Source organism: Rathayibacter sp. AY1B5 (assembly GCF_002932795.1).
Lineage (GTDB): Bacteria > Actinomycetota > Actinomycetes > Actinomycetales > Microbacteriaceae > Rathayibacter.
Window position 1 is genome coordinate 1 of sequence record NZ_PSWM01000007.1, and the last position, 24,995, is coordinate 24,995.

The window sequence follows — 24,995 nt, forward strand, 5'->3', positions numbered from 1 at the left end:
ACTCATACCGTTGTAAAGGCTGGTAGGAGTGGTCAGAGATTGCTTGCGTCCACTTTGTGGTTCCCAGAAGACGGGCACCCCGCATCCTCCTTCGGGAGGGGCGGAACAATTGAATACACGCACGGCGTGTAACCCAGATTTGACCATGTGCCTTCGGGTGCGTGTGTCGCCAGGGTTACGGCGGCCATAGCGAGAGGGAAACGCCCGGTCACATTCCGAACCCGGAAGCTAAGACTCTCAGCGCCGATGGTACTGCAGGGGGGACCCTGTGGGAGAGTAGGACACCGCCGGACACCATTCACGATGGCCACCCAGAAATGGGTGGCCATCGCTGTTTAACTGGTCGGTCTCTCCTCGAAGAGGACCAGGGTTCGAGAAGGACCAAGGCCGGCCGAAGCGACGATGACCGTCGTCGCCCGACTCCGGAACGAGGAGCAGCGATGCGTCAGGACGACCCGAGGCCGGAGACCCGACCGAGCCGCTCGAGCGGCGATTCCAGCGTTACGGAGGAGACAGGTCTGTCCGACGAGCTTCTCCGGATCGAGCAGACACCGCTGAGCGAGAGGGGAGCCGGGTACCTCCAGCTGCAGGAGCGGTTGCGCATCCGCCTCGAGAACGCGGATCACGACCGATGACCGACGACTCCCGTCTCGACTCGGCTCTGGCCGCGCGGGGAATCGCCCGCTCCCGCACCCATGCGGCTCGGATGATCGCCGACGGGCTGGTGACAGTGGACGGCGCCCCTGCGCTGAAGCCCTCGATCCGAGTGCACGACGGTCAGGACATCGCCGTCGCCGGACTCGACCACTACGTCAGCCGGGCGGCCCACAAGCTGCTCGCTGCCCTCGACACCTTCGTGACGGTGCGAGTCGCGGGCCGGAACGCTCTCGACGTCGGTGCGTCGACGGGCGGGTTCTCGCAGGTCCTGCTCGAGCGCGGCGCCGCGTCGGTGATCGCGCTCGACGTCGGGCACGCTCAGCTCGCCCCGAGGATCAGGTCCGACGATCGCGTTCACGTGGTGGAGGGGTTCAACGCGCGGGACCTCACCGCCGCCCGGCTCGCCGAGGCGGCCAGGACGGAGATCGTCCCGGACCTGGTCGTGTCCGACGTCTCCTTCATCTCCCTGCGGATGGTGCTGCCGCCGGTCGCCGCCTCCGTGGATCCGCTCGCCGACTTCGTGGTGCTGGTGAAGCCGCAGTTCGAGGTCGGCCGCCTGGGAGTGCGGGAGGGGATCGTCCGGGATCCGGAGCTGCGTCGCGAGGCGCTCTCGGACGTCCTCTGGTCGGCGTGGGACCTGGGGCTCGGCGTCGTCGGGCTGGCCGAGTCGCCACTCCCGGGTGGCGCTGGGAATCGCGAGTATCTGGCGCACCTCCACCGCGACCACGGAACGATTCCGACAGAATGGAGGGACGCGGTCACCGCGCTCACCACCGGATGACGCGATCGTGTCCGCCGCTGTCGACCGACCAGAAGGACACACCCTCGATGCAGTCCCCTCGAGACGAGCGCAACATCCTCGTCGTCGCCCACACCGGACGGACGGACTCCCTCGATGCGGCGGTCCTCGTCGTCGAGCGCCTCCGGAACTCCGGCGCCCACCCCGTCCTCTGCGCCGACGACAAGGGCGACATCGTCGCGGTCGCTCCTGGTCTGAGCGATGTCGCCGTGCTCGGGTCCGACGTGCCGCTCGAGTCCATCGAGCTGGTGTTCGTGCTCGGCGGGGACGGGACCATCCTCCGGGCGGCGGAGATCGTCCGATCCGGGACGGCCCCGCTGCTCGGCGTGAACCTCGGTCACGTCGGGTTCCTCGCCGAGAGCGAGCGGGACGATCTCGACGACGCCGTCGCGCGCGCGCTCGACGGCGACTACGCGGTCGAGGAGCGGATGACCCTGCAGGTGCGCGTGAAGATCGACGAGGCCGTCGTCTACGAGACCTGGGCCCTCAACGAGGCCACCGTCGAGAAGGGCAGCCGCGAGCGCATGCTCGAGGTCATGGTCGGTGTCGACGGACGTCCGCTGTCGAGCTTCGGCTGCGACGGCATCGTCGTGTCCACTCCGACGGGCTCCACCGCGTACGCCTTCTCCGGGGGCGGCCCCGTCGTGTGGCCGACCGTCGAGGCGATGCTCCTCGTCCCGCTCAGCGCCCACGCGCTCTTCGCGCGGCCCCTCGTCGTGGGCCCTTCGTCGAGCCTCGCCGTCGAGGTCAAGGAGAGGACCGACGGCGTCGGCGTCCTCTGGGCCGACGGCCGGCGCGCCTACGAGCTGCCGCCGGGAGCGCGCGTCGTCTACCGGCGCTCGCCCGTGCCCGTGCGCTTCGCGCGCCTGCACGACGCACCCTTCACCGATCGACTCGTGCACAAGTTCGGTCTCCCCATCCGCGGATGGCGGGGGTCGGCGGAGACGGAGTAAGGCCCGATGCTCGAAGAGCTGCAGATCCGCGACCTCGGAGTGATCGCCGAGGCGACGCTCCCGCTCGGACCGGGCTTCACCGCTGTGACCGGCGAGACCGGCGCCGGCAAGACGATGGTGGTCACGGCGCTCGGCCTCGTGCTGGGTGCGCGCTCGGACGCGTCCGCGGTGCGCTCGGGAGCGAAGCAGGCCTGGGTGTCGGGGCGCTGGCTGGTCCCCGAGGAGGGCCCGGTCGCCGAGCGCGTCCACGACGCAGGCGGAGATCTCGACGGCCCGGAGCTGCTGCTCGCCCGCTCGGTCTCGGCGGAGGGACGCGGCCGCGCCGTCGTCGGCGGCCGGAGCGCACCGGTCAGCGTGCTGAGCGAGCTCGCGGATCAGCTCGTCGTCGTGCACGGGCAGTCCGACCAGATCCGCCTCCGTTCCGCCGCCGCGCAGCGCGAGGCGCTCGACCGTTTCGGTGGCTCCGATCTCGCCGACGCCCTCCGCGACTACGCGAGCGCTTTCGAGCGGTGGCGGGCCAACCGGGAGGAGCTCGACTCCCTCACCGAGGCCCGGGAGACGCGCGCCCGCGAGGCCGAACGGCTCCGCTCCGCTCTCGCCGAGATCGAGGTGGTCGCTCCCCAGCGCGGTGAGGACGTCGAGCTCGCGGCGCAGTCCGCCCGGCTCGGGAGCATCGAGCAGCTGCGGCTCGCCGCCGGCGAGGCCCGTGAGGCGATCTCGTCCGAGGAGCTGGACGGGCGGGACGCGCTCGGGCTCCTCGAGACGGCGCGTCGCGTGCTGGAGCGGGCGGCCGAGCACGACGCCGCGCTGCAGCCGACGGTCCAGACGCTCGGCGAGGCGGCGGTGCTCCTCGTCGACGCCGCCGGCGGGCTCTCCTCGTACCTGGCGGAGCTCGACCTCGACGGCGCGCACGACCTGGAGCTGATCGAGAACCGGCGGGCGGAGCTGTCGCTGCTGGCCCGCACCTACGGACCGACGCTGGACGACGTGCTCGACCTGGTCGACTCCTCCGGACTGCGCCTTCTCGAGCTCGACGGCGACGACGAGCGGATCGCGGCGCTCGAGGCCGACACCGCGGCCGATGCGGACCTCGTCGACCGCCTCGCGACCCGCCTGACCGAGCTGCGGACCGCGGCGGCCGCCGAGCTGGGGGAGCGGGTCAGCGACGAGCTCACCGCGCTGGCCATGGCCGACGCGCGCCTGCACGTGAAGGTGACGGCTGCGGGGGAGCCGAGCGCCCACGGGCGCGACTCCGTCGAGATGCTGCTCCAGCCGCACACCGGGGCCGCACCCCGGCCCCTCGCCCGCGGCGCCTCGGGCGGCGAGCTCTCGCGGGTGATGCTCGCGATCGAGGTCGTGGTCGCCGCCAACGATCCCGTGCCGACGTTCGTCTTCGACGAGGTCGACGCGGGGGTCGGCGGAGCAGCGGCGATAGAGATCGGCCGGCGCCTCGCGCGGCTCGCCGAGACGTCTCAGGTGATCGTCGTGACCCACCTCGCGCAGGTCGCCGCGTTCGCGACGAACCACCTCCGCGTCGAGAAGGGCTCGGACGGCGCGGTGACCTCGAGCGCCGTGACGCAGCTCGACTCCGAGGAGCGGGTGTCCGAGATGGCGCGCCTGCTCTCGGGGCTCACCGACTCCGCCAACGCTCTCGCTCACGCACGGGAGCTCCTCGAATCGAGCCGGCGGGGCTGATCACGAGCGGCCCGGGACGACATCGATCCGTCCCGGGCGGTCCGCCGCCGCCGTTCTGCTGTTACGGTGGAACCCCGTGGTGGACTTTACGAACGCGGGCCTTTCCTCTTCTTCTCCCTCGGATCCCGAGGGCTCCTCCGGGTCCTCGACCCGGAACGCTTCGACGGCCGGGCAGGACGCCCCCTCGAAGATCACGAAGCACATCTTCGTCACCGGCGGTGTCGTCTCCTCGCTCGGCAAGGGCCTCACGGCCGCGAGCCTGGGCAACCTGCTGACCGCGCGCGGGCTGCGCGTCGTCATGCAGAAGCTCGACCCGTACCTCAACGTGGATCCGGGGACGATGAACCCGTTCCAGCACGGCGAGGTCTTCGTGACCGACGACGGGGCCGAGACCGACCTCGACATCGGCCACTACGAGCGCTTCCTCGACATCAACCTCAACCAGGCCGCGAACGTCACGACCGGTCAGATCTACTCGCGGGTCATCGCTCGCGAGCGCGCCGGCGAGTACCTCGGCGACACGGTCCAGGTCATCCCGCACATCACGGACGAGATCAAGCGCCGTATGCGCCTCCAGTCGGAGGACGACCCGCAGCCGGACGTCATCATCACCGAGATCGGCGGCACCGTCGGCGACATCGAGAGCCAGCCGTTCATCGAGTCGGCCCGGCAGGTCCGCCACGAGCTCGGCCGCCGCAACGTCTTCTTCGTGCACGTCTCGCTCGTGCCCTTCATGGGCGCCTCCGGCGAGCAGAAGACCAAGCCCACCCAGCACTCCGTCGCGGCGCTGCGCTCGATCGGCATCCAGCCGGACGCTCTGGTGCTGCGCAGCGACCGGCCCGTGTCGGAGTCGAACAAGCGCAAGATCGCGCTGATGTGCGACGTCGACGAGCAGGCCGTGGTCAACGCCAAGGACGTCGCGTCGATCTACGAGATCCCGCAGATGCTCAACGAGCAGGGCCTCGACGCCTACATCATCGACCAGCTGGGGCTTCCGGCCGGCGAGGTGGTCTGGGACGGCTGGTCGCGACTGCTCGAGGCCGTGCACGAGCCCAAGCACGAGGTCACCATCGGCCTGGTCGGGAAGTACATCGACCTGCCCGACGCCTACCTCTCGGTGACGGAGGCTCTGCGGGCCGGCGGATTCGCGCAGCAGACGAAGGTCGCGATCCGCTGGATCGCCTCCGACGGCCTCGAGGACCCGGAGGCGGCGGCCAAGGCGCTCTCGGAGCTCGACGGCATCTGCGTCCCCGGCGGCTTCGGGATCCGCGGCATCGAGGGCAAGCTCGGCGCGCTGCGCTTCGCGCGGGAGAACGGGATCCCGACGCTCGGGCTCTGCCTCGGCCTGCAGTGCATGGTCATCGAGTACGCCCGCAACGAGGCCGGCCTCGAGGGGGCCTCGTCGTCGGAGTTCGACCCGGAGACGGAGTTCCCCGTCATCGCGACGATGGCCGAGCAGGTCGAGATCCTCGCGTCCGGGGACATGGGCGGCACGATGCGCCTCGGCCTCTACACGGCCGAGCTCGCCGAGGGCTCGATCGTCGCCGAGGTGTACGGCGCTCCGGAGGCGGCCGAGCGCCACCGCCACCGCTACGAGGTCAACAACCGCTACCGCGACCGGATCGCCGAGGCGGGGCTCTGGTTCTCGGGCCTCTCGCCCGACGGCCACCTCGTGGAGTACGTCGAGCTGCCCCGCGAGAAGCACCCCTACTACGTGGGCACGCAGGCGCACCCGGAGCTCCGCTCGCGCCCGAACGCCGCGCACCCGCTCTTCCGCGGCCTCGTGACCGCCGCCCTCGAGCGCCAGGAGGCGTCGCGCCTCTTCCCGGCGTCGGAGGCGGGCGCCGATGAGTGAGCCGCTGTCCGACGAGCTCGTCGAGCCGGAGGTCCTGACCAGTGAGCGCGTCTTCGACGGGATGGTCTGGGGCGTCCGCGCCGAGACGTTCCGCTACGGAGGCGGCGAGCTGCGCCGGGAGTTCCTCGATCACACGGGAGCCGTCGCGGTGCTGGCGCTCGACGACGAGGACCGCGTCGCCCTGATCAAGCAGTACCGGCACCCGGTCCGCACCCGCGAGTGGGAGATCCCCGCCGGCCTGCTCGACGTGGAGGGCGAGGATCCTCTGGTCGCTGCTCAGCGGGAGCTGGGCGAGGAGACGGACCTGCAGGCCGAGCGCTGGGACCTGCTCTCGGAGTTCGCGACCTCGCCGGGCGGCAGCGACGAGGTCATCCGGATCTACCTGGCCCGCGGGCTCTCGTCCACCGGCTCCGCCTTCGACCGCGAGGCCGAGGAGGCCGACATGGAGCTGCGGTGGGTTCCGCTGGACGAGGCGGTCGAGGCGGTCCTCGTCCGCCGGGTGCAGAACCCCTCGCTGACGATCGCGGTGCTCGCGGCGCACGCGTTCCGCTCGCGCGACTGGGACGGGCTGGGCGACGCGTCCTCGCCGTGGACGCGTCACCCGCGGGTCCGCCACCCCCGGGGGTGAGCCCTCGCGCCTGCGCCGAGGCGTACCTCCGGCAGGCGAGCGTGGAGCGCGGGCTCTCGGCTCACACGCTCGCGGCGTACCGGCGCGACCTGGAGCTCTACCTCGGCTGGCTCGAGGAGCGCGGAAGCGCCGACCTGGCACAGCTCGGGCGAGTCGATGTGGGGGAGTTCTCCTCCTGGCTGGCCGCACGCCCGGAGCGGCCGCTCGCGGCGAGCTCGCGTGCACGGATCCTCTCGAGCGTCCGAGGGCTGCACCGCTTCGCCCTCGAGGAGGGGGTCGTCGCGGACGATGCGGCCCGGGACGTGGTGCCGCCGAAGATCCCGATGACGCTGCCGAAGGCGGTCACGGTGGAGCAGATGGCGGCGCTGCTCGACGCGGCGCGCGGCGAGGAGCTCGCGGACCTGCGGGACCGGGCGCTGCTGGAGCTGCTCTACGCGACGGGCGCGCGCATCTCGGAAGCGGTCGACCTGAACGTCGACGACGTGGTCGACGCCGAGGTGGTGCGGCTGACGGGCAAGGGGTCGAAGCAGCGGATGGTGCCGCTCGGCCGCTTCGCCCGCGAGGCGGTGGACGAGTACCTCGTGCGCGCGCGACCGGAGCTCTCGCGGAGGGGGCGCGCGACTCCGGCGCTCTTCCTGGGGGTCCGCGGGAGCCGCCTGTCGCGGCAGAGCGCCTGGCTGGTCATCCGCGCCGTCGCCGAGAAGGCCGGCCTGGACCGGGAGATCTCGCCGCACACCTTCCGGCACTCCTTCGCGACCCACCTGCTCGCGGGCGGCGCCGACGTCCGAGTGGTGCAGGAGCTCCTCGGTCACGCCTCGGTGGCGACGACGCAGATCTACACGCTGGTGACGGCGGACACGCTCCGGGACGTGTACACGTCCGCGCACCCGCGAGCTCGGCGCTAGAGCCGCGGCCCCGTGCGGCGGGGCGCGGCGGCCGGGGAGCGGGGCGCCGGTACACTCGTCGGAGGCCGCGCGGGAGCGCACGCCGCCACGGAAGCGAGGACGACGCAGGTGACACGCAAGACGGACGACAAGGCCGAGCTCACCGGTCTCGAAGCCCCGACGCTCGGCCCGACCGGCCGCCCCCTGCGCGACTTCCCGCTGCCGGTGGAGCTCACCGGCCACGGCCCCGCCCGGATCATCTCCCTCTGCAATCAGAAGGGCGGCGTCGGCAAGACGACGACGACCATCAACCTGGGCGCGACCCTCGCCGAGTACGGCCGCCGCGTGCTGGCCATCGACTTCGACCCGCAGGGCGCCCTCTCGGCCGGCCTCGGCGTCACCACCTACGACGCCATCACGATCTACGACCTGCTCCTCGGCACCGTGAAGGACCCGGCCGAGGCGATCCGGAAGACCCGCGTGCCGGGCCTGGACGTCATCCCGGCCAACATCGACCTCTCCGCCGCCGAGGTCCACCTCGTCAACGAGGTCGCGCGCGAGCAGATCCTCGCCCGTGTGCTCCGCAAGGTGAGCGCGGACTACGACGTCGTCCTGATCGACTGCCAGCCCTCGCTGGGCCTGCTCACGGTCAACGCGCTCACCGCGAGCCACGGCGTGCTCATCCCGCTCGAGTGCGAGTTCTTCGCGCTGCGCGGCGTCGCCCTGCTGATCGAGACGATCGACAAGGTCCGTGACCGGCTCAACCCGGTGATCGAGCTCGACGGCATCCTGCCCACGATGTACGACTCGCGCACCCTGCACTCGCGAGAGGTGCTCGACCGCGTGGTCGACGCCTTCGGCGACAGCGTGCTCGAGACGGTGATCGGCCGGACGGTGAAGTTCCCGGACGCCAGCGTGTCCGGCGTCCCGATCACCCAGTTCGCGCCCGAGCACAACGCCGCGAAGGCGTATCGCAAGCTCGCCAGGGAGCTGATCTCGCGTGGCGCGGTCGCCTGAGGTCCTCCTCGAGGAGCGCTCCGCTCCCACCGGGTTCCACCTCGCGCTGACCAACTTCGAGGGTCCGTTCGACCTCCTGCTGAGCCTCATCGCGAAGCAGCAGGTCGACATCACCGAGATCGCGCTGAGCGCCGTGACGGACGAGTTCCTCTCGTACCTCCACGGGATCGACTCGCTCGAGGGGCTGGACCGCGCGTCGGAGTTCCTCGTCGTCGCCGCGACGCTCCTCGACCTGAAGATCGCCGGACTCCTGCCCCAGGGCGAGCTGGTGGACGCGGAGGACGCGGCGCTGCTGGAGGCGCGCGACCTGCTGTTCGCCCGGCTCCTGCAGTACCGGGCCTTCAAGCAGGTGTCGTCGTGGTTCGCCGAGCGGATCGCGATCGAGACCGTCCGTCACGTGCGCGACGTGCCTCTGGAGGAGGAGTACCGGTCCGCGAAGCCGGAGCTCGTCTGGACCCTGTCGCCCGCCGACTTCGCCGCCCTCGCGACCGTCGCCCTCGCTCCGCGCGAGCTGCCGACGGTGGGCCTGGACCATCTGCACGCCCCGCAGATCAGCATCCGGGAGCAGGCCGCCCACGTCGTGGCGATGCTGCGCGCCCGCGGGAGGGCCGGCTTCGGCGAGCTGATCGCGGACGCCGACGAGAAGGGCGTGATCGTCGCGCGCTTCCTGGCCGTGCTCGAGCTCTACCGGCACGCCGCGATCTCGTTCGACCAGCCGGAGCCGCTCGGCGAGCTCACGCTGCGCTGGGTCGCCGAGCAGTGGAGCGATGCGAGCCTCGCCGCGCTCGGAGCCGACTATGACTCCTGACGCCGGTCCCGGGACCGTCGCGTTCGAGATCGACCGGGCGATCGAGGCGATCCTGATGGTCGCGGACGAGCCGCAGCCGCTCGCCTCCCTCGCGACCGCGCTCTCGAGGCCGATCACCGTGGTCCGCCAGTCGATCGAGCGCCTGGTCGCCGACTACGACGGCGCCGACGGGGCGATCCGCCGGGGCTTCGAGCTGCGCGAGGTCGGTGCCGGCTGGCGGATCTACGTGCGCCGCGAATACGACCCGGTGGTCAAGGACTTCGTCCTGACGCAGAACCCGACGCGGCTCTCGCAGGCGGCGCTCGAGACGCTCGCCGTGATCGCCTACAAGCAGCCGGTCTCGCGCGGTCAAGTCGCGCAGATCCGCGCGGTCAACGTCGACTCCGTCGCGCGCACTCTCCTCGGCCGCGGCCTCATCGCGGAGGTCGGCCACGACCCCGAGACGGGCGCGGTCCTCTACGGCACCACCGAGCAGCTGCTCGTGCACCTCGGCCTCACCTCGCTCGACGAGCTGCCGAAGATCTCCCCCCTACTGAGCGACGGAAGAGACGGATTCGATGAGCGCGCCTGACACCGGCCCCGACGGCGAACGACTGCAGAAGGTCCTCGCGGCAGCGGGAGTCGCCTCCCGACGAGTGGTCGAGGAGATGATCGTGGCGCGGCGGATCCGCGTCAACGGCGAGGTGGCGGACGAGCTCGGCCGCCGCATCGATCCGGCGACCGACCGGATCGAGGTCGACGGGGTCGCGGTGCAGCTGGACACCTCGCGCCGCTACGTGATGCTCAACAAGCCGATCGGCGTCGTCAGCTCGCTGGCGGACGAGAACGGCCGCACCGACCTCAGCCTCTACACGAAGAACTTCGAGGAGCGGCTGTTCAACGTCGGGCGCCTCGACGCCGAGACCTCGGGGCTGCTGGTGCTGACCAACGACGGCGAGCTCGCGCACGTCCTCGCGCACCCGTCGTTCGGAGTGACGAAGACCTACATCGCGAAGGTGCACGGGCAGGTCCTCCCGCAGACGATCGCGACGCTGACCTCCGGGATCGAGCTCGACGACGGACCGGTGGCCGCCGACAAGGCGCGGCTCCTCGGCCGGCCGGAGGGCCGCTCGAACGCCTCGCTCGTCGAGATCACCCTGCACTCCGGGCGCAACCGGGTCGTCCGCCGGATGATGGCGGCGGTCGGGCACCCGGTGATCGAGCTCGTCCGGCGCCAGTTCGGGCCGCTGCACCTGGGCACCCTGCGCTCGGGCGATCTGCGCGACCTGACCCGCGACGAGCTGGGCGCGCTGCTCACGATCGCACGCCAGGGCGGCGAGGCGGTCGCGGCCGCTCCCGCGGTCCCGTCGAAGAAGGCGAGCGCGGGCGCCCGACGGCCCCGGCCGGACAGCGGCGAGCGCGGCGCCCCTGCGGAGCGCGGCTCGGCCGGGCGCTCCTCGGACCGTGCCGGATCTTCCGGACGGTCCTCCGATCGCGGCGGCTCGGCGGGACGGTCCTCCGATCGCGGCGGCTCCTCCACAGGCGGCGGACGGAGCGAGGCTCCTCCGCGCCGGTCCGGTGCCGACAAGCAGCGCCGGACCGATCGCTAGGCTGTCGGAGTGAACGATCTCCTGCACCCCGCGCCGCCCGCGATGCGGACGACCGGGACGGTGCGGGTGGTCGGCTCCGGACTGCTCGGCGCCTCCATCGGCCTCGGCCTCGCCTCTCGCGGGATCGACGTCGTCCTCGACGACGCATCGCCCGCGAGCCTCTCCCTCGCCATCGACTACGGGGCCGGCCGCGCCGCCTCCGCCGACGACCGGCCCTCCGTCGTCGTCGTCTGCGTCCCGCCGGACGTCACCGCGAGCGTCGTCGAGCGCGAGCTCGCGGCACACCCCGGAGCAGTCGTCACCGATGTGGCGAGCGTCAAGACCCAGCCGCTGCGCGAGCTGCGCTCCCGCGGCGTCGACCTCGCCCGCTACATCGGCTCGCACCCGATGGCCGGCCGCGAGCGCGGCGGACCGGTCGCCGCGCGGGGAGACCTCTTCGTCGGCCGGCCCTGGGTGATCTGCCGCGACGGCGAGACCGCGCCCGACGCGCTCGCGCGGGTGGAGGGCCTCGCCCTCGACCTCGGCGGCACCATCGTCGAGATGGACCCGGAGGAGCACGACCTCTCGGTCGGCCTCGTGTCTCACGCCCCTCAGGTGATCTCGTCACTGCTCGGCCAGCGCCTCCTCGACGCCCCGAACGCGGCGCTCCGCCTCGCGGGCCAGGGCGTCCGCGACGTCTCGCGCCTGGCCGCCTCGGCTCCCGAGCTGTGGATGCAGATCCTCGCCGCGAACCGCGAGCACGTCGTCGCGGTGCTCGACGCCTTCCGCGACGACGTCGCCGCGGTCGCCGACGCGCTCCGCGACCTCGAGGCGCCCGGCTCGCGCCGCGTGCTCGCCGAGCACCTGGCCGCGGGCAACGCCGGAGTGGCGCGCCTGCCCGGCAAGCACGGCCAGGACCAGCGCTTCTCGACCCTGATCGTCCTCGTCGACGACTCGCCCGGAACCCTCGCGCGGCTCCTGGTGGAGATCGGCGAGGCGGGCGTCAACCTCGAGGACGTGCGCCTCGAGCACGCACAGGGACGCCGAGTGGGTCTCGCCGAGATCTCGGTGGTGCCCGAAGCGGTCGCGCCGCTGACCGAAGAACTGACCGCACGCGGCTGGAGGATCGCCGGATGAGCACCGAGCAGAACAGGCAGGAGGGCGGCCTGAACAGGATGACGCCCGCCCGCCGGGCCCAGCAGAGCATCCCGGAGGACGGGGGCGCGGCTCCCGAGCGCGAGGCGCGCTCCGAGGCCGCCGAGCAGGGCGACTTCGGCGAGGCCGTCGTAGTCGCCATCGACGGCCCGGCCGGCAGCGGCAAGTCCAGCGTGTCGAGGGCGGCCGCCCTCCGCCTCGACTTCGAGTTCCTCGACACGGGAGCCGCCTACCGCGCTCTCGCCTGGCACGGGCTCGACCGCGGCCTCGACTTCGAGGACCAGGACGCGATCGTCGACGCGCTCGACGGGTTCGACTACTCCATCGGCACCGACCCCGAGTCGTACTCGGTGTGGGTCGGTCCGACCGAGGTGACCGCCGCCATCCGCGAGCCCCGGGTGACGGCGCGCGTCTCGGCCGTGGCGAAGGTCCCCGAGGTCCGCCGGAGGATCACTCTCCTGTTCCGCAGGATCATCGGCGAGACGCGCCGGGAGGGCATCATCGTCGAGGGTCGGGACATCACGACGGTCGTCGCACCGACCGCTCCCGTCCGGATCCTGCTGACGGCGAGCGAAGAGGCTAGAATGGCGAGGCGTTCGCGCGAGGTCACCACGGAATCCGCCGAGGCGACGGGTCAGGCGCTGCGGTCGAGGGACCGCGCCGACTCGCAGGTGGTCGACTTCATGAACGCCGCAGAAGGAGTCACTCTTCTCGACTCCACTCATCTCGACTTCGAGCAGACCGTCGACGCGGTCGTCGCCGAGGTCCGAACTTCGAGAGCAAGGGCCGATCATGGCACAGGACACGCACGTCGGTGACGACGAGCTGAACTTCGGAGACGACGACCTCGTCGAGCGCCTCGGCGACCTCGACGAGCAGCTCGCCTCCTCACGCGCGCAGGCGCTCCGCAGCGGACTCGAGGACTACGACCTCGACGAGGAGGACCTCGACCTCCTCGAGTTCGCCGGGGAGGACTCGGACGAGGTCCGCTACCTCCCCGCCCTCCCGGTCGTGGCGATCGTGGGCCGCCCCAACGTCGGCAAGTCCGCGTTGGTCAACCGCATCCTCGGCCGCCGCGAGGCGGTCGTCGAGGACACCCCGGGTGTCACCCGCGACCGCGTGTCGTACAAGGCGGAGTGGATCGACCGGGCGTTCACCGTCGTCGACACCGGCGGCTGGGAGCCCGACGCTCGCGGCATCGACGCCTCCGTCGCCATGCAGGCCGAGATCGCCATCGACCTCGCCGACGCCGTCATCTTCGTCGTCGACGCGAACGTCGGCGCGACCGCGACCGACGAGCACGTCGTGAAGCTGCTGCGCAAGACGAAGAAACCGGTCTTCCTCGCCGCCAACAAGGTGGACGACGCCCGCCAGGAGCCGAACGCGGCCTCGCTCTGGTCGCTCGGCCTCGGCGAGCCCCGCCCCGTCTCGGCCGTCCACGGCCGCGGCGTCGCCGACCTGCTCGACGCGGTGCTCGAGAAGCTCCCGCTGGAGTCGGCCGTCGCCAAGCGCGAGGTCGGCGGACCGCGCCGCGTCGCGATCCTCGGCCGCCCGAACGTCGGCAAGTCCAGCCTGCTCAACAAGGCCGCGGGGGAGGAGCGGGTCGTCGTCAACGAGCTCGCCGGCACCACGCGCGACCCGGTCGACGAGCAGGTCGAGATCGCCGGCAAGGTCTGGCGCTTCGTCGACACCGCGGGCATCCGCCGCCGCGTGCACCTCCAGCAGGGCGCCGACTTCTACGCGTCACTGCGCACCTCGACCGCGCTCGAGAAGGCCGAGGTCGCCGTCGTCGTCCTCGACGTCTCGCAGCCGATCTCGGAGCAGGACGTGCGCATCATCGACCTGGTGCTGGAGTCGGGCCGTGCGCTCGTGCTCGCGTTCAACAAGTGGGACCTCCTCGACGACGAGCGTCGCCGCTACCTCGAGCGCGAGATCGAGACCGACCTCGCCCACGTGGCCTGGGCGCCCCGCGTCAACATCTCGGCCCGCACCGGCCGCCACCTCGAGAAGCTCGTGCCGGCGCTCGAGCTCGCCCTCGAGTCGTGGGACACGCGCATTCCGACGGGCAAGTTCAACGCCTTCCTCGCCGAGCTCACCGCGGCGCACCCGCACCCCCTCCGCGGAGGGAAGCAGCCCCGCGTGCTCTTCGGCACGCAGGCCTCGTCGCGCCCGCCGACATTCGTGCTCTTCACGACCGGATTCCTCGACCCGGGCTACCGTCGCTACATCGCGCGCCGCCTGCGCGAGATCTACGGCTTCCAGGGGTCGCCGGTGAACGTCAACATGCGCGTCCGCGAGAAGCGCGCGCGCTGAGCGCAGCCGCACCCTGTCCGGCCCGTGGGAGATCCTCCTGCGGGCCGTTCGCGTTCCCGCGGTCCGGAAGCGGTCGGCCGGTCAGGAGTGGCCGCTCACTCCGGCGGGTCCCGGTCGTCAGCGACCACGGGATACTGAGCCGTCGACGGCACGGGGACGTCGACCGCGGGACTTGACCCGTGGCGGGCCGCCGCGCCGGTGCACGCGCAGCCCTGAGGCGGAGCTCCGGTCAGTCGCCGGTGGCGAACGGCCACCACGGCGGCAGGAGCCGACGGTAGGCCGCGAGGTAGCTGTCGGGGTCGCGCGGCTCCGGGAGGCGGAGCCACTGCTCCATCAGACCGACGGAGCCCGCCGCGAGGTACGAGGCCGTCGCGTCCTCGAGGAAGCCGAGCGGTGCGTCCGCGGCCGGGACGTCGAGGATCCCCGTGTCGAGCGTCGCGGAGACGGCGGTGCGGAAGTGCCCTGCCAGCATCGCGCGGAGGCCCGAGTCCCCGCCGGGGGCGTCGAAGGCGCGGAGGTAGAGGTCGCGGTGGCCGTCCAGGTGGCCGAGGACGCGGGAGGTGCCCTCGCGGATGCTCGCGTCGGTCGCGGCACCGCTCTGGAGCTGCTGGAGGTAGCCCTCCCGGATCGCGTCGAGCTCGTCCTGCAGGGCGGCGCAGAGCAGCTCCGCGGCGGACGAGGCGTGGGCGTAGAAGGTGGAGCGGTTCACGCCCGCCAGATCGGTGATCTCGGAGACGGTGAGAGTGGCGACGTCGCGGCCGGTCGCGAGTTCGATGATCGCCCGGTGCAGGGCCACCTGTGATCGCTTCTGCCGCGCATCCACTGCTGACGCCTCCCGAGCTGCCGGCGGCGCGTCGACCCGTGCCGACGCGTTCCGCCCAGCGAGTCTACGGGGCCCGCTCGTTTTCACTTCCGGCGTCGGCATCCGCTAAGGTAGTCGAGTTGCCCGGGCCTCGGCCCGGTCCGCCACGGGCTGTGGCGCAGCTTGGTAGCGCACTTGACTGGGGGTCAAGGGGTCGCAGGTTCAAATCCTGTCAGCCCGACGGAACGCCCAGGTGAGAGTACGTTTCTCACCTGGGTTTCGTCGTCTCCGTTGACCTTTTCGGGGAGCTTGATGGAATCGTCCGACCGCAGGTCTTGATGTCGGCCGACATGCTCCCCCTCGCCGCCGGTGCGACGAGCCGATGCCTGGCCGGGACCTGGAGCCCGCCGCGGCCGCGATCGCCGGCCTTCACCGAGGCCGCGGTGGCGTCGTTCGGGTGGACGGTTCGGGGCTCTGACGTTCGCGGTTCTCGTGTCCGACGAGGAACGCGTCGGCGCAAGCGGCAGCGTCGGTGAGGTGCCTGGTGTCGGCGTGGAGACAGCCGTGGGTGGTCTCGATCGATGTGCGGCCGAGGATGTCCTGGAGGACGTGGAGGGGGATGCCGGCGTCGGCGCGCCAGGTTGCTCCGGTGTTCCGGAGGCAATGCCTGGTGAGGCTCGTCAGGCCAAGATCGGCGACGAGCTGATCCCCTGTCGTCGCGTCCCGCACGGAGGCGGTGGTATGCACGCCACCGCGGGGTCCGGTCAGTGATCGGTCCTCTGGCTCAGGGCCCGCGGTGAGGTGCTCGAGCGCAGGGGTGAGCGCTTGCAGGATCGGGACGTGCCGGATGTCTCGCCCCCGGGTCTGCTTGGTCACGAGGCCGCCTGCGCCAGGAGAGGTCGGGCGGCGGATCGTGACGAACCGGTGATCGCAGTGATGTCGCCGACGTGAAGCCCTGCGATCTCGGAGCCGCGTGCGGTGAGGAGCGCGCAGAGCATCGCGAGATCGGAACAGCTCTGATGCACCTCCCCACACCTCTCCGCCAGCGCCGTGAGCGTCGCGAGATCCTTGAGCGCGTGCACGCGCGGTGACCGGTGAACCCTGCCTTGAGCAGGAGGGCGACGTCGACGACCGGGAGCGTTTCCCCTGTCGAGGTGCTGGCGAGGAGCGCGGTCTCGGCAGCTGGGGGGGGAAACGGGTCGCACGGGAGCCGATCGGGCGGTCGCCTTCATCCACGGACTCGGAGACGACCGTGATGCCGGGGCGCACCGGATCAGCAGGCTTCCGAGGCGCGGCGGTCGGCGTACCCGACCTCACCGCACTCGGCCCGGCCGCGGGGGAGTTCACTCTCGCGGACGCCCCCGCCGACGTCGTCGCGGCGACCGCCTCGGCATCGAACGAGCGGACCTCTGCGGGGGGACTGCTCGGAGGTCTTCAGCTAGCGGTGGACCAGTTCCGAATCATGCGTGTGCAGACCGTGATGAGTGCCCTGAGGCCTTGCAGTGACGAGAACCGCAATGGCCATGCCAGCGTAAAGCAGGGTACTGACCAGCACCGTTCCGGTCGTGGTGAGCCAGAGCCGGAGCGCCAGATGGTCGTCACCATACGCCGCCACCGCGGAAACCGCCGTCAGCAGAGGGATTGCCCCAAGAAGGAGAGACACGAATGCGCGCCCCAGCGTCGCGTCTGAGAGCGCACGCGCTCCCACGCCGCCGAAGGAAGAACTGAGCAGGTAGACGGCCAGGGGAACGAGGAAAGCCAAACCCCAAAGAGGACTGCCCAAGACCATGGATATGCCGATGACCATTGCGGGTGCGCACACCAAGAGGTCGAGCAGAGCGTTGAGGCAGACTCCGACGATTCCAGCTTTGATGAGAGACAGGTCCGCCAGAAGAAGGTGTTGGTGATCGAGTTCTGTTGCGGCAGGTTGAGAAGGACCCGATACGGTGAGGACGAGGAGCGCGAGGAGAAGGCCGGTGCCTGCGGGAACGACGTCGCGCAGCAGAATCGGCACAAGGACGATGACGTTCATCACGAGGACCGTTCCGATGTACTGTGTCCGGCGGCGGCGTGCCTGGGCGAGGTGGCTGCAGAGGAGAGCTTGCAGGGGGGCATCAGGCCAGCGGGTCCAGGAGCTGAGGCCGGTTTTGTAACCGCGTCCCTGGAGGGAGGATGCCTGTCCGCCAGAGAGAACCTTCTGCAACTGGTTCGCCAGGATGCTCTCGTGAACTGCAGGCTCTACGAAGGCGTTCGCTCGTCCGATGACGATCGTCAGCACCGCGGCGGCAAGCACGAGAATGACGCCGCTGACGCCGAGGCCGCTGTGTTCCGGCTCAAGGACTGCCCGGAACGGTGACGCCCCTGTTTCGGTCACGACGTCGACGAGCCACAGGTTTTCGCCGACTCCGACGAAGCGTGCCACGAAGGAACCGACCCAGACCAACGCCGCTGCAGCGAGTGTCGAGATGCCCGCCAGCCGCGCCCCCTTGAACCGGGACTGACCCAGGAGGTGAGAACCCAATGAGGCGGCACGGATCGCAAGGAGAACACTGAGTACGGCGAACCCGGAGATGGGGCTGAGTGCTGGCGGTTCGCCTCGGAGCGCCAAGGCGACTGCTGCTGATAGCGTCGCGCCGATGAAGGCGCTCAGTGAGGCGCCGACGCCATGTACGAGAAGCACGACCCGAGGCCCGTGCCGGCTCTGCAATGCCCAGGAGACGTCGCCAGGCTGAAGCCGGAGGGGCGACCCTCGTCGAGCTGTCAAGGAGACAATGATCAAGCACAACCCGAAGACGAATCCTGCGACGTAGGGCTGGGCAGTGGATGGGTCGCTGGCGAGGTGATCGCCCTGCGTCACAAGGACCCAGATGTATCCGCCGGTTGCGACGACCACAAAGACGAGTGCCAGGGGGTTGAAGAGAAGAATTCGGAGCTCTCGTAGGCGCATGAGCACTTGCGCGAGCGCGAGCGCCGCGGCTGACGACTGGACTTCGACTCTCGGGCTATGCGGATTCATTGCGGATAGCTCCGACGATGGTGAGGTATGAGTCTTCGAGGGAGTCCCGTGAGGCGGAGTCATCGCTGAGGTCGGCGACATGGGCGATTTCTCCGCCATAGAGAATCAGAACTCGATCTGCGATCCGCGCGAGGTCCCCCAGCCCGTGCATGGAGATCAGGATGCCATGGCCGTCTTCGGACAAGTGCCGGATCTCCTCCCTCAGCTCCCTCGCCGAGACCGGGTCCAGTCCGTTGAACGGCTCATCGAGGAGAAGTACACGAGATCCCTTGCGGAGGGCGAGCACAAGGGCAAGCTTGCGACGCATGCCCTGGGAAAGCTCGTGCGGCAGCGCATCGTGCTTATCTCGCAGTCCGTAGCGTTCGAGCAGATCCAACGCGACCTCGGCACTACTGCGCGTACCGTTGAGGCGTTCGATGAGTCGGACGTGTTCGACGACGCTGAGGCCGGGGTAGAGATCCGGATCTTCGGGCATGAGGCTGAGGGCTCGGCGCGCCCCAGGGGAACCGATGGGGTGCCCAAGGACGGACGCGGTGCCTCTCGTCGGCGAGTAGAGGCCGGCGAGAGTGCGCATGAGCGTCGTCTTTCCAGCCCCGTTCGGCCCGATGAGGCCGACGACTTCTCCTTCGCCGATCTCGAAGGTCATGCTGTTCAAGATCTGCAGACGATCGACGTCCTTGCCCAGCCCGCGAACCTCCATCACGGGGGCACTGTTGTTCGTCTCAACCATCACCATGACCCAGCCATTCATGGAGTGTTTGGCCGGCTGATTCGACCATCTCGCCAACGGAGGCGAGTTCGCCACTGTCTACGAAGCTCCGGAGCACAGTCCGCACGTCGGGCGAACCGCCGGCTGCTGCGCGCTCGATCTCGCGCTGGAGCCGTGGTTCGACGTCCGGGCGGCGGGCGGGCAGAAGACGCTGCCGCACGGAGGGCGGCTCAGGCTGCACCTGCCATCCTCGCCGCGCTCCGTACTCGATGACTGCCCTACTGGCCGGAGTTCTTGCTGGTTCTGTTGCTGCGAGCGCGAAGGCTACGTGCTCCGGTGAGACAGCAACCCCGTGGCGCCGAGCAACGTGACCGGCGAACGCCATGACCCGGCGGAATTCCTTGATTCCGTTCATGATCAACCTCCTTTGCTTTCCGTGTGGGGCCTCGTGCGGCCGCCGAGAAGTCCGGCGATGGTGCAGGACTGCACAGAGGCCACTCAATATCGCGAAAAGGACGCCAGTTCGGTGAGTCGGCTACTCTCCGGGTCGCAGAGGACCTGGAGTTCGGCGTCGAGGTCGATGGTGTCCACAACTGCAGACATGAGTTCTCCTTCGCCTAGGTTCCGTGACACTGCGTCACGGAACCCCAGGTTAGGTCCTGACCCGTCGGGTCGCAAGAGGTTCGCTCAGAAGCGTCGGAAGGGCGCGCGGTCAGAGGAGTGGCCGATCAAAGGGCTGATCGGTGCACCGCTGCATGGCGGGGGCTGGTTCGCGGGAGCGTGTCATGTCGCGCGGGAAGATCCGCGTTCACGTCGAGGCGATGCAGGACGTGGCGAGGCCAGAGCTCGGGTACTCGCCTTCGATGTGCTCGCCTGAGTCTCGCTCACGGCGGCAAAAGCCGTTGCGCAGCGGCTGCACTCCCGCGTGCGGTCGTTCGCGTTCCTTGATCCTCCTGTGTCAGAGGCGGAATCGATGCGGAGGACGCGGCGCGGGCATCTCCGACACGATGCGGCAGCGCGGTTGCGGCGCACTGGTGCGAGGTTCAGGCCGCAAGGGGACATTCGCGTGGTCTACGGGTTCCGCGATGAGTCTCGTCAACGAATTCGCGACCTTCTCATCTCCGATCCGTGACTACCGGGGGTTCCGCGGCTGGGTCTACCGAGTGTTTCGGCGGCTCGTTCGAGGATCGCCGTACTTGATGCCGAGGTAGCGGCACGTTGCTTGCACGGTTTCTTCCACCAGTTCTTCAGTGAGGTCGGAAGAACTTGGAACGAGTGACCGGCTCATGAGCGGACCGACGAGAAGGTCTGCAACTGTTTCGGGCTTCCACCCCGCGGCTGCGATCTCCCCGCGGTCGACTGCGGCGTTCAGTACTCGCGTGACATTCTCGCGACGAGGCTTCACAAATTGTTCACTCAGATGTTTTCGAACATCGGGATAAGCCCGCGCGGCTTCCAGAATCCCCAGAAGGGCGTGCTTCATGAATGGCGAAGAGAACATCTCGTAATCGGCCCGTTGCAGGAGGTGCAGGTCGCTTTCAAGTGCCCCAGTATCTACACGGGCCCCGGTGCCGTACTTTTCGGCCATTATCTCTACGACCAGGTGCGGCAGGGAGGAGTATCTTCGGTAGAACGCCGGCCGTGTGGTTCCCGCTCGGCTCGCGATAGCCTCCACGGTGAGGGCCGTGTAACCCTTATCGGTAACTATGCGCTCGGCAGATTCTCGTAGGGCTGCCGTGATGTCAGTCGCGCGGGGACGACCACCTTGGTTCTTCACGGGTACGAAGCTACCCTTTTCACCCACGCGATACGGCGTATTCGGCGAAGTGGGGGTTAAGTCTTTTCGAGAGGGCCTCGGCTTCGATCTCGTAGGAGATGCACTGACAGACGAGGGATCGTCGCGAAGATGATCGACGGCGGCGTTCGTGAGGTGAGCGTCATCACCCACCTCGACCACGACCGCCTCACCCCAGAAGGCTACGAGGACATCCTCGAGCAGGCATATCAGGCGTGGCGCGCCGACTCAGCCGAAGGGAGAGCATCGGTCCTGATCGGAGTTCCCAGAAGAAGTCGAGGGGGATCGTCTTTTCGCGGATGGAGTCCTGTTTTTCGTCCTGTTCCCTAGCAGGTGAGGGGCGGCGGTAAGCGTCCTCGGGGCTGACGGTCTCCATCGTCCACCGGCCGGTGCGCAAGGGAAATCGGCGCGGAAACCACACCTGATCGACCAGAACTCCGCCTGAAACGCCGCGAGCGGTGGCGACGTCGACCAAGCGCCGGGACCTGGCCGAGACCTGACGCAGGCGAACCACGCAACGCATGACGTGAAAACGAGTCCTCTGCGGGCAGAGCGACCCGGAGAATCGAGGAATCAGGTTGAACCGTCTGCCTGAGGGTCAAGGGGTCGCAGGTTCACATCCTGTCAGCCCGACGGAAAGCCCTGATGAGACCGCTGGTCGTCGTCGGGGCTTCCGTCGTTTCCGGGCCTCCGGGAGTGGACCTCCGAAGCACCCTTCCTGGTCGTCGGCCGTGGCCGCGGCGTCCGGACTGAGAAGCCCGAGCGGCATGCACGGCGTCTCCCCGACCGCCCGCAAGGGCGATGGAAGGCCGGCTCCCTAGCGTCGGTGGACGTGACCGACTCCGCTCCGCTCGCCCGCTGGTGGCGGGAACCCTGGTGGGCGCGGCTCACCCTCCTGGCGATCCTGATTGGATCGACGGTCCTCACCGGGTGGAACCTCGCCCGGGGCGGAGACGCCGTCTTCTACGAGGCGGCGGCGCGGTCGATGTCGGAGTCGTGGCACGCGCTGGCGTTCGGAGCCTTCGATCCCGCCGCGTCGGTGACGCTGGACAAGCTCGCGGGATTCGCGGTGCCGCAGGCGCTGAGCATCCGCCTGTTCGGGATGTCGACGTCGTCGATCGCGCTGCCGCAGCTGCTCGAGGGGCTCGTCACGGTCACGGCCTGCTCGGTCCTCGGGCTGCGCTGGGGAGGGCGCGGGCTCGGGCTGGTCGCGGCGGCCGCGGCGGCGAGCACGCCGATCTTCGTGTCGATGTTCGGGCACCCGATGGAGGACGGCCTGCTGACGGCGGCACTCGCCGTCGCGCTGGTGTGGTGGCAGCGCGCGGTGCTGACGGAGCGGTGGTGGCCGCTCGTGCTGGCGGGGGTGTTCATCGGGATCGGCTTCCAGGCGAAGATGATGCAGGCCTGGTTCGTCCTGCCCGCCCTCGTGGTGGCGACTCTCGTCGGGGTGCGCGGGTGGCGCCGAGCGCTCGCCTGGGCGGGCGGGCTCCTGGCGGTCGCGGTGGGCGCCTCGGTGGCGTGGATGGTCGCGATCCAGGTGGTGCCGGCAGGGGACCGGCCCTACATCGACGGGTCGACGGGGAACGACGTCTTCGCGATGGTGTTCGGGTTCAACGGGCTCGACCGGCTGATCTCGGGAGCGGTGCCCGGCGCCGTCGTCGCTTCCGCCCACGTGGCGACGATGGGCGGAGCAGCGGGGTCTTCGCCGGCCAAGCTGCTGCTGGCGCAGTACGCGACGCAGGTCGGCTGGCTGTATCCCGCGGCGCTCGCCGGACTGGTGCTCGGCGCCGTGCGCTGGTGGCCGCGGCGGGGGAGGCGGGGAGGTGCCCGCGGTGCCTTCGCCCTCCTGGTCTGCCTCGCGGTGTGGCTGGTGACGGCGGCGGGCGTGCTCTCGGTGGCGACGGTGCCGCACACGGCGTACGTCGCGGCGATCGGTGTGCAGCTGGCGCTCCTCGCGGCGCTGGGCTGGGCGGAGGGGGTGCGGTTGCTCGGGTCGCCGCGGGTCGGCGCACGGCTGGTGCTGCCGCTCCTCCTGGTCGGGCAGACGGCGTGGAGCGCGGCGCTCGCCGTCGGCGGGCAGCTGCCGGCGGTGCTGGGCCTGCCGTCCGCGGCGCTCGCCGGAGCAGGGCTGGTGGTGGTCGTGGTGGCGGCCGGGCGGAGGCGGCGGGGTGCGTCCGAGCGCGGCGTCGGGCGTCGCGGGATGTCGTCCGGTCGACGTCCCGTCGCCCTCGTCGCGGCCGTCGTGATCCTGGCCGGGCCGATCGCATTCAGTCTCCAGGTGCTCGACGCCTCCCTCGACGGTTCCGGCGGGGACGCACTCGTCGGCCTGCGCTTCCCGCAGCGGGCCGAGACCTCGGCGCCGTTCGCCGTCTCACCTCCGGACGCCGTCGGCGGCCACGACTCGATGACCGCCGACGAGGCCGCCCTGGTCGCCGCGGCCCGAGCAGCCGGGGGCGGGGTGGACGGTGCGGCGCTGTTCCTCACGGACTCCTGGGCCATCGCGGCGCCGATCATCACGACGACCGGCGCGAGCGTGCTCACCGACGGCGGCTACTCCGGCCAGGCGCGCGTCTTCACCGAGCAGGACATCACCCGGATGATCGCGGCGGGGCGCACGCACCTGGTGGTGCTGAAGAACTCGGCACCGCCGACGGAGTCGGTGCGGAAGGCCGTGGCGGCGGACGGGTGCACGCAGCTGCAGGAGTGGGGGCCGGCGGCGACGGAGTCGGGAGAGCACGCGTCCGCGGTGACGGGCTTCTCCCTGTGGCGGTGCGGGTGACGAAGGCGTCGATCCCGCAGCATCCGGGGACGGAGGACGAGCGGGAATCGCTGTCGGCGCATCGTTCCAGGGGTCATGCCAGGCCGAGAAGGTCGAGCGTCCAGGCGTGAGCGAGGATGTTCTCCTCTTCTGCTTCGTCGGGCGCAGTCCCGTCGAGGTGGCCTCCCGAGGTCGTGCGCAGCACCACGTGAGAGGGGTCCGGACACCGTGACACCGCTCGGTAGCGGCGCGCGAACTCCGTGATCGCCGACGCGTCGACCCGGGCGTCCCGTCGGCCGGCTCGGATCCACGCCGGCGGGAGCGGTCGGCTCCGGGCAGCCATCGATGCGATCGTCGCGAGAGGCGACAGTCCCGCGGAGAGGATCTCGGCGGGTTCGCCGAATTCCGCCCGGTCGGTCGACGCGAGGGCCGCAGATCGATCATCGAGCGCAGTGACGGGATCGAGGAACGGGTGGACGAGGTGCAGCCCTCGGAGTGCTGCGGGCCGACGGAGGCAGACCGTCGCAGCGGCCAGTGCTCCGGCGCTCGCCGCCGTGAGAAGGAGCCGGAGAGGGTCGATGCCGGGCAGATCCTGAAGCAGCGCCAGACAGGCGAGGAGGTCCTCGATCGGAAGGTCGCGTCCGAGACCGGTCGCCTGCCGATGCCACTCCCGGCCGTTCTCGCCGCCCCCACGTACATGGCAGTAGGCGATCGCGGCTCCACGCGCGAGAAGGTCGTCCGTGAAGGGATCGAACGGTCCCTCGAGACTGATGCCGTAAGCGCCGTACACATGGACGACGACAGGACAGGCGTCCGCGCTCTCCGGCAGAACCAGGGTCAGCGGGATCCGTGTGCCGTCCCGGCTCGTCGCGGTGAGCGACCGGACTTCCGTCCGCCTCGCCGGTTCGGCGGACAACGCCTCGCCCGGCACCGGGTCGACGCGCTGGGGCCGATGGACGGGGGAGGAGACGAGCAGGACCGGGAGGCGGGTGATCGGATCGACGGCGGGGAGCAGAACACCTGCCGGTGGCGCCGTCCAGAGGGCGTCAGCTCCACCGGCGGGCGACCAGACCGCCATCCGGCCGGCCGACCGGCCGAGGACGAAGAGATCCTCCCCTGCCTCCTGCAGATGGCCGGCATGGAGAGCAGGAGGAACGGGAACGTTCAGCGGAGGAGTCGAACCGGTCAGTTGGAGGAGGCCGTGACGTCGATCCAGAAGGGCGAGCCCGCCCGTGAAGGTGGAGACGTCCGCGTCCTCCGTGTCGAGGTCGAGGCGGTCGCACGACGGCGGGCCGTCCGATTCAGCGGTCAGCACCCAGTACCTGGAGCCCAGCGGGCCTCGGGAGCCGAGGACGGCGGTCGTGTGGGCGACGCTGCGCAGATCGAGCCGCCTCGTCCGGTCGGGCTCCTCGAGGAGGACGTGCGTCGTCCGGCTGCTGTGCCACCAGACCGCCTGCCACGGCCGACCTGCCGCGTCTCGGCGGATCCAGAGGAATCCGTCCGAGAACGATCGGATGCGCGGCGAGACGGGACGCTCGTCATGGGCGACCTCGATCACTCCGCCACCGGCAGCGACGGCGATG

21 protein-coding genes, 1 tRNA gene, 1 rRNA gene and 1 pseudogene are annotated in these 24,995 nt (G+C 70.3%); 16 read left to right on the forward strand and 8 right to left on the reverse strand.

Features of this window, described 5'->3' with window-relative positions; translation table 11 throughout:
- Window positions 1–176 precede the first annotated feature (176 nt).
- The 14 genes and pseudogenes from rrf to der all read left to right on the forward strand — a co-directional run bounded on the left by rrf (window position 177) and on the right by der (window position 14,332).
- A 5S ribosomal RNA gene (gene rrf / locus C5D44_RS06475) occupies window positions 177–293 on the forward strand.
- 338 nt (window positions 294–631) lie between these two features.
- Window positions 632–1,438, forward strand: a complete 807-nt coding sequence (locus C5D44_RS06485) for a TlyA family RNA methyltransferase (protein ID WP_104281181.1) — start codon at window positions 632–634, stop codon at window positions 1,436–1,438.
- Between the two features lie 47 nt (window positions 1,439–1,485).
- On the forward strand, window positions 1,486–2,409 hold the full coding sequence (locus C5D44_RS06490; RefSeq protein ID WP_104225425.1) for an NAD kinase: 924 nt from the start codon (window positions 1,486–1,488) through the stop codon (window positions 2,407–2,409).
- A gap of 6 nt (window positions 2,410–2,415) precedes the next feature.
- A complete protein-coding gene (gene recN / locus C5D44_RS06495; RefSeq protein ID WP_104277616.1) occupies window positions 2,416–4,104 on the forward strand; it encodes a DNA repair protein RecN in 1,689 nt (562 codons plus the stop codon).
- Window positions 4,105–4,294: 190 nt separating this feature from the next.
- Window positions 4,295–5,959, forward strand: a complete 1,665-nt coding sequence (locus tag C5D44_RS06500) for a CTP synthase (RefSeq protein WP_104222604.1) — start codon at window positions 4,295–4,297, stop codon at window positions 5,957–5,959.
- A complete protein-coding gene (locus C5D44_RS06505; RefSeq protein ID WP_104281182.1) occupies window positions 5,952–6,587 on the forward strand; it encodes an NUDIX hydrolase in 636 nt (211 codons plus the stop codon). Before C5D44_RS06500 ends, C5D44_RS06505 begins: the two co-directional genes overlap by 8 nt.
- On the forward strand, window positions 6,584–7,492 hold the full coding sequence (xerD, locus tag C5D44_RS06510; RefSeq protein WP_104277615.1) for a site-specific tyrosine recombinase XerD: 909 nt from the start codon (window positions 6,584–6,586) through the stop codon (window positions 7,490–7,492). The genes C5D44_RS06505 and xerD overlap by 4 nt, the downstream gene beginning before the upstream one ends.
- Before the next feature lie 108 nt (window positions 7,493–7,600).
- On the forward strand, window positions 7,601–8,488 hold the full coding sequence (locus tag C5D44_RS06515; protein WP_104277614.1) for a ParA family protein: 888 nt from the start codon (window positions 7,601–7,603) through the stop codon (window positions 8,486–8,488).
- Window positions 8,472–9,296 carry a ScpA family protein gene (locus C5D44_RS06520; RefSeq protein WP_104277613.1) on the forward strand — a complete coding sequence of 275 codons (825 nt, stop codon included), beginning with the start codon at window positions 8,472–8,474 and terminating at the stop codon, window positions 9,294–9,296. Before C5D44_RS06515 ends, C5D44_RS06520 begins: the two co-directional genes overlap by 17 nt.
- A complete protein-coding gene (scpB, locus tag C5D44_RS06525) occupies window positions 9,286–9,867 on the forward strand; it encodes an SMC-Scp complex subunit ScpB (protein WP_104277612.1) in 582 nt (193 codons plus the stop codon). The genes C5D44_RS06520 and scpB overlap by 11 nt, the downstream gene beginning before the upstream one ends.
- Window positions 9,854–10,624 (forward strand): annotated as a pseudogene (locus C5D44_RS06530) (pseudouridine synthase); the annotation flags it as partial. The gene scpB and the pseudogene C5D44_RS06530, both read left to right, overlap by 14 nt.
- Before the next feature lie 303 nt (window positions 10,625–10,927).
- Complete coding sequence (locus tag C5D44_RS06535; RefSeq protein ID WP_104277625.1) at window positions 10,928–12,001, forward strand: prephenate dehydrogenase; 1,074 nt, start codon at window positions 10,928–10,930, stop codon at window positions 11,999–12,001.
- Complete coding sequence (gene cmk, locus C5D44_RS06540; protein WP_258065050.1) at window positions 11,998–12,837, forward strand: (d)CMP kinase; 840 nt, start codon at window positions 11,998–12,000, stop codon at window positions 12,835–12,837. The genes C5D44_RS06535 and cmk overlap by 4 nt, the downstream gene beginning before the upstream one ends.
- The gene (gene der / locus C5D44_RS06545) at window positions 12,812–14,332 is read left to right on the forward strand and encodes a ribosome biogenesis GTPase Der (protein ID WP_104277610.1); all 1,521 of its coding nucleotides are present in this window, start codon (window positions 12,812–12,814) and stop codon (window positions 14,330–14,332) included. Before cmk ends, der begins: the two co-directional genes overlap by 26 nt.
- A gap of 229 nt (window positions 14,333–14,561) precedes the next feature.
- On the opposite strand, the gene C5D44_RS06550 is transcribed toward der, so the two are convergent.
- Window positions 14,562–15,155 carry a TetR/AcrR family transcriptional regulator gene (locus C5D44_RS06550; RefSeq protein ID WP_181109991.1) on the reverse strand — a complete coding sequence of 198 codons (594 nt, stop codon included), beginning with the start codon at window positions 15,153–15,155 and terminating at the stop codon, window positions 14,562–14,564.
- A 146-nt stretch (window positions 15,156–15,301) separates the two neighbouring features.
- Between C5D44_RS06550 and C5D44_RS06555 the strand changes: the two genes are divergently transcribed.
- A tRNA-Pro gene (locus C5D44_RS06555) sits at window positions 15,302–15,375 on the forward strand.
- Window positions 15,376–15,563: 188 nt separating this feature from the next.
- On the opposite strand, the gene C5D44_RS18430 is transcribed toward C5D44_RS06555, so the two are convergent.
- From C5D44_RS18430 to C5D44_RS06575, 6 genes are all read right to left on the reverse strand, one after another.
- Window positions 15,564–16,010 carry a tyrosine-type recombinase/integrase gene (locus C5D44_RS18430; protein ID WP_258067895.1) on the reverse strand — a complete coding sequence of 149 codons (447 nt, stop codon included), beginning with the start codon at window positions 16,008–16,010 and terminating at the stop codon, window positions 15,564–15,566.
- Entirely contained in the window at window positions 16,007–16,216 is a 210-nt protein-coding gene (locus C5D44_RS18435; protein WP_258067416.1) for a hypothetical protein, read from the reverse strand. The genes C5D44_RS18430 and C5D44_RS18435 overlap by 4 nt, the downstream gene beginning before the upstream one ends.
- Window positions 16,217–16,572: 356 nt before the next feature.
- Window positions 16,573–18,150: a hypothetical protein gene (locus C5D44_RS06565; RefSeq protein WP_104281184.1), complete on the reverse strand. Its 1,578-nt coding sequence runs from the start codon at window positions 18,148–18,150 to the stop codon at window positions 16,573–16,575.
- Window positions 18,137–18,901, reverse strand: coding sequence for an ABC transporter ATP-binding protein (locus C5D44_RS06570; protein WP_104281185.1), 765 nt, complete (start codon window positions 18,899–18,901; stop codon window positions 18,137–18,139). The genes C5D44_RS06565 and C5D44_RS06570 overlap by 14 nt, the downstream gene beginning before the upstream one ends.
- Window positions 18,873–19,274, reverse strand: a complete 402-nt coding sequence (locus C5D44_RS17975) for a hypothetical protein (protein WP_146086055.1) — start codon at window positions 19,272–19,274, stop codon at window positions 18,873–18,875. Before C5D44_RS17975 ends, C5D44_RS06570 begins: the two co-directional genes overlap by 29 nt.
- 741 nt (window positions 19,275–20,015) lie before the next feature.
- Window positions 20,016–20,636: a TetR/AcrR family transcriptional regulator gene (locus C5D44_RS06575; RefSeq protein ID WP_146088000.1), complete on the reverse strand. Its 621-nt coding sequence runs from the start codon at window positions 20,634–20,636 to the stop codon at window positions 20,016–20,018.
- Between the two features lie 850 nt (window positions 20,637–21,486).
- Here C5D44_RS06575 and C5D44_RS06580 point away from each other — a divergent pair.
- The gene (locus C5D44_RS06580; protein ID WP_104281244.1) at window positions 21,487–23,433 is read left to right on the forward strand and encodes a glycosyltransferase family 39 protein; all 1,947 of its coding nucleotides are present in this window, start codon (window positions 21,487–21,489) and stop codon (window positions 23,431–23,433) included.
- A gap of 73 nt (window positions 23,434–23,506) precedes the next feature.
- On the opposite strand, the gene C5D44_RS17980 is transcribed toward C5D44_RS06580, so the two are convergent.
- On the reverse strand, window positions 23,507–24,490 hold the full coding sequence (locus C5D44_RS17980) for a prolyl oligopeptidase family serine peptidase (protein ID WP_181118462.1): 984 nt from the start codon (window positions 24,488–24,490) through the stop codon (window positions 23,507–23,509).
- Window positions 24,491–24,995: the final 505 nt, after the last annotated feature.

Coding starts and splice junctions, on each gene's coding strand:
- C5D44_RS06490 (WP_104225425.1), top strand. CDS start 1,486: ATGCAGTCCCCTCGAGACGAGCGCAACATCCTCGTCGTCGCCCACACC.
- C5D44_RS06535 (WP_104277625.1), top strand. CDS start 10,928: ATGCGGACGACCGGGACGGTGCGGGTGGTCGGCTCCGGACTGCTCGGC.
- C5D44_RS06505 (WP_104281182.1), top strand. CDS start 5,952: ATGAGTGAGCCGCTGTCCGACGAGCTCGTCGAGCCGGAGGTCCTGACC.
- scpB (WP_104277612.1), top strand. CDS start 9,286: ATGACTCCTGACGCCGGTCCCGGGACCGTCGCGTTCGAGATCGACCGG.
- C5D44_RS06570 (WP_104281185.1), bottom strand. CDS start 18,901: ATGAATGGCTGGGTCATGGTGATGGTTGAGACGAACAACAGTGCCCCC.
- recN (WP_104277616.1), top strand. CDS start 2,416: ATGCTCGAAGAGCTGCAGATCCGCGACCTCGGAGTGATCGCCGAGGCG.
- cmk (WP_258065050.1), top strand. CDS start 11,998: ATGAGCACCGAGCAGAACAGGCAGGAGGGCGGCCTGAACAGGATGACG.
- C5D44_RS17980 (WP_181118462.1), bottom strand. CDS start 24,490: ATGGCGGTCTGGTCGCCCGCCGGTGGAGCTGACGCCCTCTGGACGGCG.
- C5D44_RS06485 (WP_104281181.1), top strand. CDS start 632: ATGACCGACGACTCCCGTCTCGACTCGGCTCTGGCCGCGCGGGGAATC.
- C5D44_RS17975 (WP_146086055.1), bottom strand. CDS start 19,274: ATGAACGGAATCAAGGAATTCCGCCGGGTCATGGCGTTCGCCGGTCAC.
- der (WP_104277610.1), top strand. CDS start 12,812: ATGGCACAGGACACGCACGTCGGTGACGACGAGCTGAACTTCGGAGAC.
- C5D44_RS06565 (WP_104281184.1), bottom strand. CDS start 18,150: ATGAATCCGCATAGCCCGAGAGTCGAAGTCCAGTCGTCAGCCGCGGCG.